The following is a 13,102-nucleotide window of genomic DNA, read 5'->3' as shown; positions in this document are numbered from 1 at the left end:
GTGCAGCCATGACGACAACTCCCGATGCCCTGAGCGACGAGCTGCTGGCCCGGATCGCCGGTCGTGCTGCCGGCTACGACCGCGACAACGCCTTCCCGCACGAGGACCTCGCTGACCTCGCTGCAGCCGGCTACCTCAAGGCCTTCGTCCCGGCGTCGCGCGGAGGACTCGGCCTGAGCCTCGAGCTCGTCGCGCGCGAGCAGGTGCGGCTCGCCGCCGCCGCGCCCGCCACGGCGCTCGCCGTCAACATGCACCTCGTCGTGACGGGCATCGCGGCGGCGCTCGTCGCGCGCGGCGACGAGTCGCTCGCCTTCGTGCTCGACGACGCGGCCAACGGCGAGGTCTACGCGTTCGGCAACTCCGAGGGCGGCAACGACCTCGTCATGTTCGACTCCCGCACGCGCGCCGAGCCGCAGCCCGACGGGGGCTACCTGTTCACGGGCACGAAGATCTTCACGTCCCTGTCCCCGGTCTGGACGCGGATCGCGCTGTTCGGTCGGGACGACACCGACCCCGCCGCGCCGCTGCTCGTGCACGCCGTCGTCGACCGCGACGCGGGTGGGATCGAGGTCGGCGACGACTGGGACACGCTCGGCATGCGTGCGACGCAGAGCTGCACGACCCGGTTCACCGCTGCGCCCGCGCGGGCGGACCGCGTCTACCGGCGGCTACCCGTCGGCCCGAGCCCCGACCCGTTCATCTTCGCGCTGTTCGCGACCTTCGAGATCCTGCTCGCCGCCGTGTACACGGGGATCGGGCAGCGGGCCCTCGAGCTTGCCGTCGCCGCGGCGCACCGGCGGACGTCGATGAAGAACGGCGGCAAGTCGTACGCCCAGGATCCCGACATCCGCTGGAAGGTCGCCGAGGCAGCCATCGCGCAGGATGCGATGCTGCCTCAGGTCACGAGGCTCGCGCGGGACGTCGACGAGCTCGCCGACCACGGGACCCAGTGGTTCCCGCGGCTGGTGGGGCTCAAGGTGCGGGCGACCGAGAGCGCCCGGTTCGTGGTCGACCAGGCGCTGCGGGTCGGTGGGGGATCGTCGTACTTCGCCGGCAACGAGCTCGGCAGGCTCTACCGCGACGTGCTCGCGGGGATCTTCCACCCCTCCGACGGGGAGTCGGCGCACGCGACCGTCGCGAACGCCTGGCTCGGCCCGGTGCAGCGCGACTGAGCTGCGCAGTCGCCAGCCGGGCAGTCACCAGCGGCGCAGTCACCAGCCGCGCGCGCGCCACTCCGGGACGTGCGGGCGCTCCGCGCCGAGGGTTGTCAGATCGCCGTGACCGGGGTAGACGAGCGTCTGGTCGTCGAACCGCGCGAACACTCGGGCCTCGAGATCGTCCATCAGGGTGGTGAAGGTCGCCGTGCTCGTCGTCCGGCCAGGGCCGCCCGGGAACAGCGAGTCGCCCGTGAACAGGTGGACGCGCCCGGGGACCGCCCCGGGGGCGCTCACGTGCTCCGGCTCGCGATACGCCAGCGCGATCGATCCCGGCGTGTGACCCCGGAGCGCGACGACCTGCAGGTTGAGGTGGCCTGCTGTCACCGGGTCGCCGTCGTGCAGGCGCCGGACCACCGGGGTCTCCGTGGCCTGGGCGATGGCGTCGGCGTCGTCCGCCCCCGCGGCGACGGGGGCACCGGTCACGGCGACGACGGAGCGCAGCGCCTGCAGGTGGTCGGCATGCCGGTGCGTCGTGACGACCAGGTCGAGTCGCGCCGAGCCGGACCCCTCCCGGACGAGCGCGATCAGCCGGTCGGGGTCGTCGGCGGCATCGACGAGGAGCTGCGCACCGCTGCGGCGGCAGCTCAGCAGGTAGGCGTTGTTGTCCATCGGGCCCACCGCGACCGTCCGGATGACGATCTCGTCGAGCGTGCGTGCAACGGTCGGACCGCCGGGGGCGACGTGGTCGGTGTCCGTCATCATGACCTCCCGAGCGTGCTGGCCTGTGCGCAGAGCCTGCGGGCGACCGCCTCGTCGTGGCTGTGGACCGCGCGGACGAGGGCGAGATGGCTGAGCGCCTGAGGAAAGTTGCCCGCCATCTGGCCGGTGCGCGGATCGTACTGCTCCGCGAGCAGGCCGACATCGTTCGTGAGCCCGGTGAGGACGTCGAGGACGGCGGTCGCCTCCTCGAGCTCGTCCCGGCGGCTGAGCGCGTCGGCGAGCCAGAACGAGCACGCGAGGAAGGGGTGCTCGGTTCCGGCCACCCCGTCGTCGGTCCGCTCGGGCAGGTAACGGTGCACGAGCCCCGGGGCGACCTCGAGCTCGCGCCGGATCGCCGCGATCGTGCCCGTGACCCGGTCGTCGCCGGGCGGCAGGAACCCGACCTGGACGAGCTGGAGCAGCGCGGCATCGGTGTGCTTGGCACCGTAGGACTGGACGAACGTGCGCTGCTCCGGGTCCCAGCCGTGCGCCAGAACGTCGGCCCGGATCGCGTCGCGCTCCGAGCGCCACAGGTCGATCGGCCCGTCCAGGCCGTGCTCCTCGATGCCGAGCACCGCGCGGTCGAGCGCGGCCCACGCCATGATCTTCGAGTGCGTGAAGTGGCGGGGGGCTCCCCGCACCTCCCAGATCCCCCGATCGGGAGTCCGCCAGTGGCGCGCGAGGTGGTTGACCAGGCGTCGCTGGAGCGACCACGAGTCGTCGGACTCCGCCAGGCCGGCCCGTCGTGCAGCGTGCAGGGCGCACATGACCTCGCCCAGGACGTCGTTCTGCACCTGACCGACGGCGGCGTTGCCGAGCCGCACCGGAAGCGAACCGGCGTAGCCGGGCAGGTGGTCGAGCGTGCGCTCGGGCAGGTCGCGGCGACCGTCGACCCCGTACATGATCTGCAGGTCCCGCGGGTCACCCGCGACGGCGCGCAGCAGCCAGTCGCGCCACGCGGTGGACTCGTCGCGGAACCCGTGCTCGAGGAGCGCGTGGATGGTCAGTGCGGCATCGCGCAGCCAGCAGTAGCGGTAGTCCCAGTTCCGTTCACCACCGAAGTCCTCGGGCAGCGACGTCGTGGCCGCGGCGACGATGCCGCCTGTCTCCGAGCTCGTGAGCACGCTGAGCACGAGCAGCGACCGCACGACCTTGTCCCGATACGAGCCCGTGTACGGGCAACCGTCAGCCCATGCGCTCCATGCCGTCGCGGTCTCCGCGAGCCGGTCCCGGATGGGCAGCGGCGCGGGGGTCGGCTCCCAGGAGCTGACCCAGGTGCACACGAGCTCGACGCTCTCGCCCGCGTGCAGCTCGAACTCGTCGTGGTGCCGGTGGCCGGCGGCGTGCGGCAACCGGTCGCCGCGCAGGACGAGGGAGTCGGGTCCGGCGATCGCGCGGAGGGCCTCGCGCCCGTCAGCGTCGACGACGCGGTGCAGCCACGGGACGATCGCGCCGTACCCGAACCGCACGACCCACTCGTGCTCGACGGCAACTGTGCCCTCGGTGCAGGTGATGCGGCGCACCAGGTCGGCGCGCCCGTCGGCGAGCGGCATGGCGTCCTCGACGACCGCCGTGCCGCCGGGGGTGGTGTAGACGGTCCGCAGGACGAAGGAGTCGTCGAGGTAGCTGCGCTCCACGCGGGTCGCGTCCGGCACGGTCAGCAGCCAACGACCGTTCTTCGCCGTCCCCAGCAGCGAGGCGAAGCACGCGGCCGAGTCGAACCGGGGGAGGCACAGCCAGTCCACGGAGCCGCGTCGGGAGACGAGCGCCGCGGTGCGGCCGTCACCCAGCACCGCGTACTCACCGATCGGGACGGTCTCGTCGTTGGCCACGCGTCCATCATCGGGGGTGCAGTGGCGCACGACACGTCGACAGAGCCTTCGAACAGGTGTACGGATGTCAGTCGCGCACCGTAAACTGTCCCGGTGAATGATCGACTCGTCATCCAGGGTGCCCGAGAGCACAACCTGCGCAACGTCGACCTGGATCTCCCGCGGGACCGGCTCATCGTCTTCACCGGGCTGTCCGGCTCGGGGAAGTCCTCGCTCGCCTTCGACACGATCTTCGCCGAGGGTCAGCGCCGGTACGTCGAGTCGCTGTCGGCGTACGCGCGGCAGTTCCTCGGTCAGATGGACAAGCCCGACGTCGACTTCATCGAGGGTCTGTCCCCGGCCGTATCGATCGACCAGAAGTCGACCAACCGCAACCCCCGGTCGACGGTCGGCACCATCACCGAGGTCTACGACTACCTGCGCCTGCTGTTCGCTCGCGCGGGCACCCAGCACTGCCCGGTGTGCGGCGAGCGCGTGACGGCCCAGACGCCGCAGCAGATCGTCGACCGGCTGCTCGAGCTGCCCGAGGGCACCAAGTACCAGGTGCTCGCACCGGTCGTGCGCGGCCGCAAGGGCGAGTACGCCGACCTGTTCAAGGAGCTCCAGGCGAAGGGGTTCGCGCGCGCCCGGGTCGACGGCGGCGTCGTGCAGCTCACCTCGCCACCGACGCTCGAGAAGAAGCTCAAGCACGACATCGAGGTGGTGGTCGACCGTCTCGTCGCCCGGGAGGGCGTGCAGCGTCGCCTGACCGACTCGGTCGAGACGGCGCTCGGACTCGCCGGCGGCCTGCTCGTCGTCGAGCTCGTCGACGCGGACATCGACGACCCGGCCCGTGAGCGACGCTTCTCCGAGACCCGTGCCTGCCCGAACGACCACGAGCTGACGCTCGAGGAGATCGAGCCGCGGACGTTCTCGTTCAACGCGCCCTACGGCGCATGCCCCGAGTGCACCGGCATCGGGTCACGTCTCGAGATCGACCCCGACCTGGTGATCCCGGACGAGGAGGCGTCGCTCGCCGAGGGCGCCGTGGCTCCGTGGGCCCAGATCTCCAGCGAGTACTTCCAGCGGGTCCTGACGGCGCTGGCGAGCGACCTCGGGTTCTCGATGGACACGCCGTGGCGCGCGCTGCCCGAGCGAGCGCGGCACGCGGTGCTCTACGGCGAGAACCACGAGGTGCGCGTCAAGTACAAGAACCGCTGGGGTCGCGAGCGCCAGTACTCGACCGGGTTCGAGGGCGTGGTGACCTTCCTCGAGCGCCGGCACGGCGAGACCGAGTCGGAGTGGAGCAAGGAGAAGTACGAGGCCTTCATGCGCGAGGTCCCGTGCCCCGTGTGCGAGGGAACGCGGCTCAAGCCCGAGGTGCTCGCCGTCAAGATCGGCGGTCGCTCCATCGCCGACGTCTGCGCGCTCCCGATCCGAGAGGCGCGCGACTTCCTCGACCTGCTCGAGCTGGGCGAGCGCGAGGCGGCGATCGCCCTGCAGGTGCTCAAGGAGATCCAGGCGCGGCTCGGGTTCCTGCTCGACGTCGGCCTCGACTACCTCTCGCTCATGCGCCCCGCGGCGACTCTGTCGGGCGGCGAGGCGCAGCGCATCCGGCTCGCGACGCAGATCGGTTCGGGTCTCACCGGTGTGCTCTACGTGCTCGACGAGCCGAGCATCGGCCTGCACCAGCGCGACAACCGTCGCCTGATCGACACCCTGACCCGGCTGCGCGACCTGGGCAACACGCTGATCGTCGTCGAGCACGACGAGGACACGATCCGCGCGGCCGACTGGATCGTCGACATCGGTCCGGGCGCCGGCGAGCACGGCGGCCGGGTCGTGCACTCGGGCGACCTGCCCGGGCTGCTCGCGTCGAAGGAGTCGCTGACCGGCGCGTACCTGTCGGGCCGCCGCTCGATCCCCATGCCGGACGGCCGACGCCCGATCGACCCGGAGCGCATGCTCACGGTCTTCGGGGCGCGCGAGCACAACCTGACGGGGATCGACGTGTCGTTCCCGCTCGGCACGCTGATCGCGGTGACCGGGGTGTCGGGCTCGGGCAAGTCCACCCTCGTCAACTCGATCCTGTACACGGTGCTGGCCAACCAGCTCAACGGGGCGCGCCAGGTGCCGGGCCGGCACACGCGCGTGACCGGGCTCGACACCCTCGACAAGGTGGTGCACGTCGACCAGGGACCGATCGGGCGTACCCCGCGGTCGAACCCCGCGACGTACACAGGCGTCTGGGACCACGTGCGCCGGCTGTTCGCCGAGACCACGGAGGCCAAGGTCCGCGGCTACGCGCCGGGTCGCTTCTCGTTCAACGTCAAGGGCGGCCGCTGCGAGGCGTGCTCGGGCGACGGCACCCTGAAGATCGAGATGAACTTCCTGCCCGACGTGTACGTCCCGTGCGAGGTGTGCCACGGTGACCGCTACAACCGCGAGACCCTCGAGGTGCACTTCAAGGGCAAGACGGTTGCGGACGTGCTCGCGATGCCGATCGAGGAGGCCGCCGAGTTCTTCGCTGCCGTCCCGGGGATCGCGCGCCACCTGCGCACGCTCGTCGACGTCGGACTCGGGTATGTGCGCCTGGGGCAGCCCGCGCCGACGCTCTCCGGCGGCGAGGCCCAGCGGGTCAAGCTCGCCGCAGAGCTCCAGAAGCGCTCGTCGGGTCGCACGATCTACGTGCTCGACGAGCCGACCACGGGCCTCCACTTCGAGGACATCCGCAAGCTGCTCGGGGTCCTGCAGTCGCTCGTCGACAAGGGCAACAGCGTGGTCGTCATCGAGCACAACCTCGACGTCATCAAGAACGCCGACTGGGTGATCGACATGGGTCCCGAGGGCGGCAACGGCGGCGGTCGCGTCATCGCGGAGGGGACTCCCGAGCACGTGGCGACCGTCGCGGCGAGCCACACGGGCAGGTTCCTCGCCGAGGTGCTCGAGCCGGAGCGGGTCGCCGTCGGGGCGTGACCCCGCGATGCCCTGATCAACGGTCTGCGGTGCCCTGACCCGGCAGCGCCATGACCGGCGGTGCGCGTGGCGTCGGTGGCGCGAACTACCCTCGTAACCATGGCCGATCCTGCGACCTATCGCCCCGCACCCGGTGAGATCCCCGACTCTCCGGGCGTCTACCGCTTCCGGGACGAGCACGGCCGCGTCATCTACGTCGGCAAGGCGAAGAGCCTGCGCTCGCGTCTCGCGAACTACTTCCAGGACGTCGCCAACCTGCACCCCCGGACGCAGACGATGGTCACCACGGCGGCTTCGGTGCAGTGGACGGTCGTCAGCACCGAGGTCGAGGCGCTCGCGCTCGAGTACTCCTGGATCAAGGAGTTCGACCCGCGGTTCAACATCAAGTACCGCGACGACAAGTCCTACCCCTACCTTGCGGTCACGCTCGCCGACGAGTTCCCACGGGTTCAGGTCATGCGCGGCGCCAAGCGTCCCGGCACCCGGTACTTCGGCCCGTACGCGCACGCCTGGGCGATCCGCGAGACCGTCGACCTCCTGCTCCGGGTCTTCCCGGTCCGGACGTGCTCGACGGGCGTGTTCAAGCGGGCGCACCAGCAGGGCCGCCCGTGCCTGCTCGGCTACATCGACAAGTGCTCCGCTCCGTGCGTCGGGCGCATCACCCCCGAGGACCACCGCGCACTGGCGCAGGACTTCTGCGACTTCATGGCGGGGGACGCCGCGAAGTTCACGCGCCGCCTGACCCAGCGCATGCGGGATGCCGCCGCCGAGCTCGACTTCGAGCAGGCGGGTCGGCTGCGCGACGACATCGCGGCGCTCGAACGGGCGATGGAGCGGAACGCGGTGGTGCTCGCGGACGGAACGGACGCCGACATCTTCGCGCTCGTCGGCGATGAGCTCGAGGCCGCCGTGCAGGTGTTCCACGTCCGGGACGGGCGGATCCGGGGACAGCGCGGCTGGGTCGTCGAGAAGGTCGAGGACGCCACGGATGCCGACCTCGTCGAGCGCCTGCTCGAGCAGGTCTACGGCGCCGAGCAGTCGGCCGACACCACGCAGCGCGGCGTCACCGGCGATGCCCGCGCGGTCCCGCGCGAGGTCCTCGTCCCTGTGCTGCCGACCGACGTCGACCAGGTGCAGGCCTGGCTGACCGGGCTGCGGGGCGCTCGCGTCGACATCCGCGTGCCGCAGCGTGGCGAGAAGCGTGAGCTCGCCGAGACGGTGCGGCGCAACGCCGAGCACGCCCTCGCGCTGCATCGCACCCGCCGGGCCGGTGACCTGACCACGAGGAGCCAGGCGCTGCGCGAGATCCAGGAGGCTCTCGACCTGCCGAGCGCACCGCTGCGGATCGAGTGCTACGACGTGTCGCACAACCAGGGGACGTTCCAGTCGGCATCGATGGTCGTGTTCGAGGACGGCCTCGCCCGCAAGAGCGAGTACCGGCACTTCAGCATCAGGGGTGCCGAGGGCGAGGGTGCACGCGACGACACCGAGGCGATGCACGAGGTCATCACGCGCAGGTTCCGCCGGTACCTCGCCGAGCGGGCGACCTCGGGGGACGTCGAGCTCGATCTGGACGAGGGCGGGTCGGACGACGACGCGCCCTTGCGCTCCGGTCCGGTCGACCCGAGCACCGGACGTCCGACGAGGTTCGCCTACCCACCGAACCTCGTCGTGGTGGACGGCGGCCAGCCCCAGGTGGCCGCGGCGGCGGCGGCCCTCGCGGAGCTCGGCATCGACGACGTCGCCCTGTGCGGGCTCGCGAAGCGTCTCGAGGAGGTCTGGTTGCCGGGGGAGGACTACCCGGTGATCCTCGAACGCAGCTCGGAGGGGCTGTACCTGCTGCAGCGACTGCGGGACGAGGCCCACCGGTTCGCGATCAGCTCGCACCGCAAGCGGCGCAGCAAGGGCATGACGGTCTCGGCCCTCGATGCGGTGCCGGGGCTCGGGCCGGCGCGGTCGGCCGCGCTGCTCAAGCACTTCGGGTCGCTCAAGCGGCTGCGCCTGGCGTCGGTCGAGGAGATCGCGTCGGTCCAGGGCATGGGCGCGCGGACCGCTGCGACGGTCGTGGCGGCGCTACGGACCGACGCCCGACCTGACGCTGCGCCGGGCGGTGCCGACGACGAGGCATCCGCCGCCGAGGGCGTGGGCGTGAACACTGGCATGCTGGGGTCATGAGCGACGAGGTTTCGCCGATCACCGTCCCGTCCGGCATACCTGCCCTGGAGGCGGCGACCGAGGCGCCCCGGCTTCCGGCGCCGCAGGTCCTGATCATCACGGGCATGTCCGGAGCGGGCCGCTCGCGCGCTGCGGCCGTGCTTGAGGACCTCGACTGGTACGTCGTCGACAACCTCCCCGCGCAGATGCTCACGCACCTCATCGGCATGATGCGTCACGGCGCTGCGGGCGACGGTCAGCGCCTGGCGGCCGTCGTCGACGTCCGCACGCGGGAGTTCTTCTCCGACCTCGCGCAGGTGCTGTCGGGTCTGCGCGAGTCGGGGATCGACTACCGCATCCTGTTCCTCGACGCGTCGGACGAGGTCCTGGTCCGGCGGTTCGAGACGGTGCGTCGTCCGCACCCGTTGCAGGGCGACGGGCGCGTCCTCGACGGGATCGCCGCCGAGCGCGCGCTGCTCGCCGACGTCCGCAAGCGCGCCGACATCCTCATCGACACCTCCGAGCTCAACGTCCACGACCTGGGGCGGCAGGTCCGGGCCGTGGTCACGGCGACGGGCGACGACCCGCTGCGGGTCAACATCGTGTCGTTCGGGTTCAAGTACGGCATCCCGCTCGATGCGGACCATGTCGTCGACGTCAGGTTCCTGACGAACCCGTACTGGATCAGCGAGCTGCGCCATCTGTCAGGGCGTGACGCCGCCGTGCGCGACTACGTCCTCGGCCTGCCCGGCGCCCTCGAGTTCGTCGACCGTTACGTGTCGGCGCTCGAGCCGGTGCTCAACGGCTACCTGCACGAGGAGAAGCGGTACGTCACGATCGCCGTCGGCTGTACAGGCGGGAAGCACCGTTCGGTCGCCATCAGCGAGGCGATCGCGGCCCGGCTGCGGGACCAGGGTCACCGGGTGACCGTCGGCGCCCGCGACCTCGGCAAGGAATGAGGGCCGGGCACCAGCCGGATCCGGCATTCGTCGCACTCGGCGGTGGTCACGGGCTCTCGGCGACGCTGTCGTCCCTGCGGCTGATGTCGGACCAGCTGACCGCCGTCGTCACGGTGGCCGACGACGGAGGGTCGTCGGGGCGGCTGCGTGACGAGCTCGGCGTCCTGCCGCCCGGTGACCTGCGCATGGCGCTGGCCGCGCTGTGCGACGACTCCGAGTGGGGGCGCCTGTGGCGCGACGTGATGCAGCACCGCTTCGCGTCGTCGGGGGACCTCGACCAGCACGCGGTGGGCAACCTGCTGATCGTCGCGCTCTGGGAGCTGCTGGGTGACACGGTCGAGGGCCTCGACTGGGTGGGCAAGCTGCTCGGTGCGCGCGGGCGCGTGCTCCCGATGGCGGCCGTCCCGCTCGCCATCGAGGCTGACGTGGACGACGCGTACGGCGGCCACCGCGTCGTGCGCGGGCAGAGCTCGGTCGCCGTGACGACCGGGCGGATCACCCGGCTGCGCCTCGTCCCCGACTCGCCCCCCGCGTGCCCCGAGGCCGTCGCGGCGATCGATGCGGCCGACTGGGTCGTGCTCGGACCGGGCTCGTGGTTCACGTCGGTGCTGCCGCACCTGCTCGTGCCCGGGCTCTCGGACGCCCTGCACCGAACGCCGGCCCGACGGATCGTCGTGCTCAACCTGTCAGCGGGCACCGGCGAGACCGCCGGGATGCCGGTCGAGCAGCACCTCGACGTCCTGCACCGGCACGCGCCGGACCTGAGGATCGACGCCGTGGTGGCGGACCCGTCGGCGGTCGGGGACGTCGCGGAGCTCGTCGCCCGGGCCGACGAGCTCGGTGCGCGGCTGCTGCTCCGGCAGGTCGGCGTGAGCGACGGGTCGCCGCGTCATGACCCGCTGCGCCTGGCTGCGGCGCTGCGCGACGTGGTCGAAGGGACCTTCGGGGATGTCGGGACCCGCACCAGCGACCGGTAGGTGATGGCAGGATGACGCCATGGCGTTGACGGCACAGGTGAAGGACGAGCTCGCGAGGCTCAAGGTCGACAAGACGTCATGCCGCAAGGCCGAGGTCTCCGCGACGCTCCGGTTCGCTGGCGGACTCCACATCATCTCGGGGCGGATCGTCGTCGAGGCCGAGCTGGACACGGGCATCGCTGCCCGACGGCTGCGCCAGGCGATCGCTGAGGTCTACGGGCACACGAGCGAGGTCATCGTGGTCTCGGCCGGCGGCTTGCGTCGGGGCAGCCGGTACGTGGTCCGGGTGGTCAAGGAGGGCGAGTCCCTCGCGCGGCAGACCGGCCTGCTGGACAACAGGGGTCGGCCCGTCAGGGGCCTGCCGCCCCAGGTCGTCTCGGCCGGGATCGGCGAGGCGGAGGCAGCGTGGCGCGGCGCCTTCCTGGCGCACGGCTCGCTCACGGAACCTGGTCGGTCGTCGTCGATGGAGATCACGTGCCCCGGCCCGGAGGCCGCGCTCGCGCTCGTCGGCGCAGCACGCAGGCTGGGCATCGCGGCGAAGGCGCGCGAGGTCCGCGGCGTCGACCGGGTCGTGATCCGGGACGGCGATGCGATCAGCGCGATGCTCGCTCGCCTCGGAGCTCACGACACGATGCTGCTGTGGGAGGAGCGCCGCGTCAGGCGCGAGGTGCGCGGCACCGCGAACCGGCTGGCGAACTTCGACGACGCGAACCTCCGTCGCTCCGCGCGCGCTGCGGTGGCCGCCGGAGCACGCGTCGAGCGTGCGTTCGAGATCCTCGGCGCGGACCTTCCGGAGCACCTCCGCGAGGCCGGCGAGCTGCGCCTGGCCCACAAGGAGTCGTCGCTCGAGGAGCTGGGCAAGCTCGCCGACCCGGTCCTCACGAAGGACGCGGTGGCGGGGCGCATCCGGCGCCTGCTCGCAACCGCCGACAAGCGCGCTGCCGAGCTGGGGATCCCGGACACCGAGGCCGGACTGTCGCCCGAGTACCTCGATCTCTGACGACTCGACGTGCAGGTCGGGACCCGATGAGGGTGGTTCCGTGCATGCCTCGGGAGCCCGCTGCGAGCGGACCATGGTCCCGTCGACACCTGCGGCATCCGTGTAGGCTCGACTCATCCGATGGGGCCGCGGTCGGCGAGCTTGCTCGCAGGTCGGACGCCATCGGAGAGGCGCACAGCGGCGTGCGCGCTCGTCTCTGACCGTAACTGTGTGCGCCGGCTCTGTCGGCGCGTGCCGAGGAGGGCAAGTGACCATCCGCGTCGGTATCAACGGCTTCGGCCGTATCGGACGTAATTTCTACCGGGCCATCCTGGCGTCCGGGGCAGACATCGAGATCGTCGGTGTCAATGACCTCACGGACAACAAGACCCTGGCGCACCTGCTGAAGTACGACACGGTCCTGGGCCGTTTCCCGCTCAGCGTGTCGTACGACGAGAACAACATCATCGTCGACGGCAAGCCCATCCGTGCCCTCGAAGAGCGCGACCCGGCGAACCTGCCGTGGGCCGAGCTCGGCGCCGACATCGTCATCGAGTCGACCGGCTTCTTCACCGACGCGACGAAGGCCAAGGCGCACATCACGGCCGGCGCCAAGAAGGTCATCATCTCCGCCCCGGCGAAGAATGAGGACGGCACCTTCGTCATGGGCGTGAACCACACGCAGTACGACGCAGCGACGCAGCACATCATCTCCAACGCGTCCTGCACGACGAACTGCCTCGCCCCGGTCGCCAAGGCGCTCAACGACGCCATCGGCATCGAGCGTGGTCTCATGACCACGATCCACGCCTACACGGGTGACCAGAACCTCCAGGACGGCCCGCACCGCGACCTTCGTCGTGCCCGTGCCGCTGCGGCGAACATCGTTCCGACCTCGACGGGTGCGGCCAAGGCCGTCTCGCTCGTGCTCCCGGAGCTCAAGGGCAAGCTCGACGGCTTCGCCATGCGCGTCCCGACCATCACGGGCTCCGCCGTCGACCTGACGTTCACCGCATCGCGTGAGGTCACCGTCGACGAGGTCAACGCCGCGGTCAAGGCCGCTGCCGACGGCCCGCTCAAGGGCGTCCTCGAGTACACCGAGGACGAGATCGTCTCGAGCGACATCGTGACGAACCCGCACCAGAGCATCTTCGACGCGAAGCTGACCAAGGTCAGCGGAGACCTCGTCAAGATCGTCGCCTGGTACGACAACGAGTGGGGCTACTCGAGCAGCCTCGTCTCGCTCACCGAGTACGTCGGCGAGCGGCTCTGACGGCTAGCGCCTGAGCACGCAGCACGTTGCACGGCCATGCGTCCGCGTGCGCCACGC

Annotated in this window: 9 protein-coding genes; 7 read left to right on the top strand and 2 right to left on the bottom strand. The window is 71.2% G+C overall.

Annotated elements, in window-relative coordinates; genetic code table 11:
* The first annotated feature begins 8 nt into the window (after positions 1–8).
* Positions 9–1,172 carry an acyl-CoA dehydrogenase family protein gene (locus DDP54_RS15415; protein ID WP_109132898.1) on the top strand — a complete coding sequence of 388 codons (1,164 nt, stop codon included), beginning with the start codon at positions 9–11 and terminating at the stop codon, positions 1,170–1,172.
* A gap of 39 nt (positions 1,173–1,211) precedes the next feature.
* Here the strand turns inward: DDP54_RS15415 and DDP54_RS15410 are convergent, their stop codons facing one another.
* Together DDP54_RS15410 and DDP54_RS15405 are read right to left on the bottom strand one after the other, a co-directional pair.
* Entirely contained in the window at positions 1,212–1,916 is a 705-nt protein-coding gene (locus DDP54_RS15410; protein ID WP_109132897.1) for an MBL fold metallo-hydrolase, read from the bottom strand.
* Positions 1,916–3,748: a glycoside hydrolase family 15 protein gene (locus tag DDP54_RS15405; protein ID WP_109132896.1), complete on the bottom strand. Its 1,833-nt coding sequence runs from the start codon at positions 3,746–3,748 to the stop codon at positions 1,916–1,918. Before DDP54_RS15405 ends, DDP54_RS15410 begins: the two co-directional genes overlap by 1 nt.
* A 93-nt stretch (positions 3,749–3,841) precedes the next feature.
* Here DDP54_RS15405 and uvrA point away from each other — a divergent pair, with 93 nt between their 5' ends.
* The 6 genes from uvrA (at position 3,842) to gap (ending at position 13,045) form a co-directional block, all read left to right on the top strand.
* Positions 3,842–6,703: an excinuclease ABC subunit UvrA gene (gene uvrA, locus DDP54_RS15400; protein WP_109132895.1), complete on the top strand. Its 2,862-nt coding sequence runs from the start codon at positions 3,842–3,844 to the stop codon at positions 6,701–6,703.
* 99 nt (positions 6,704–6,802) lie between these two features.
* Positions 6,803–8,878, top strand: a complete 2,076-nt coding sequence (gene uvrC, locus DDP54_RS15395) for an excinuclease ABC subunit UvrC (RefSeq protein WP_109132894.1) — start codon at positions 6,803–6,805, stop codon at positions 8,876–8,878.
* Positions 8,875–9,816, top strand: coding sequence for an RNase adapter RapZ (gene rapZ, locus DDP54_RS15390; protein WP_109132893.1), 942 nt, complete (start codon positions 8,875–8,877; stop codon positions 9,814–9,816). The genes uvrC and rapZ overlap by 4 nt, the downstream gene beginning before the upstream one ends.
* Positions 9,813–10,793, top strand: coding sequence for a uridine diphosphate-N-acetylglucosamine-binding protein YvcK (gene yvcK / locus DDP54_RS15385; RefSeq protein ID WP_109132892.1), 981 nt, complete (start codon positions 9,813–9,815; stop codon positions 10,791–10,793). The genes rapZ and yvcK overlap by 4 nt, the downstream gene beginning before the upstream one ends.
* A gap of 19 nt (positions 10,794–10,812) precedes the next feature.
* The gene (gene whiA / locus DDP54_RS15380) at positions 10,813–11,793 is read left to right on the top strand and encodes a DNA-binding protein WhiA (RefSeq protein WP_109132891.1); all 981 of its coding nucleotides are present in this window, start codon (positions 10,813–10,815) and stop codon (positions 11,791–11,793) included.
* 247 nt (positions 11,794–12,040) lie between these two features.
* Positions 12,041–13,045 (top strand): type I glyceraldehyde-3-phosphate dehydrogenase, encoded by a 1,005-nt coding sequence (gap, locus tag DDP54_RS15375; RefSeq protein ID WP_109132890.1) that lies wholly within the window; start codon positions 12,041–12,043, stop codon positions 13,043–13,045.
* Positions 13,046–13,102: the final 57 nt, after the last annotated feature.

This window comes from Cellulomonas sp. WB94 (assembly GCF_003115775.1).
Classification (GTDB): Bacteria; Actinomycetota; Actinomycetes; order Actinomycetales; family Cellulomonadaceae; genus Cellulomonas_A.
The sequence above is the reverse complement of the archived record's forward strand: the minus strand, read 5'-3'. Positions and strand labels throughout refer to the sequence as shown.

Bases quoted from the DNA above. Each gene is read 5' to 3' on its own strand.
- DDP54_RS15415 (WP_109132898.1), top strand. From the start codon at position 9: ATGACGACAACTCCCGATGCCCTGAGCGACGAGCTGCTGGCCCGGATC.
- DDP54_RS15410 (WP_109132897.1), bottom strand. From the start codon at position 1,916: ATGACGGACACCGACCACGTCGCCCCCGGCGGTCCGACCGTTGCACGC.
- uvrC (WP_109132894.1), top strand. From the start codon at position 6,803: ATGGCCGATCCTGCGACCTATCGCCCCGCACCCGGTGAGATCCCCGAC.
- rapZ (WP_109132893.1), top strand. From the start codon at position 8,875: ATGAGCGACGAGGTTTCGCCGATCACCGTCCCGTCCGGCATACCTGCC.
- yvcK (WP_109132892.1), top strand. From the start codon at position 9,813: ATGAGGGCCGGGCACCAGCCGGATCCGGCATTCGTCGCACTCGGCGGT.
- whiA (WP_109132891.1), top strand. From the start codon at position 10,813: ATGGCGTTGACGGCACAGGTGAAGGACGAGCTCGCGAGGCTCAAGGTC.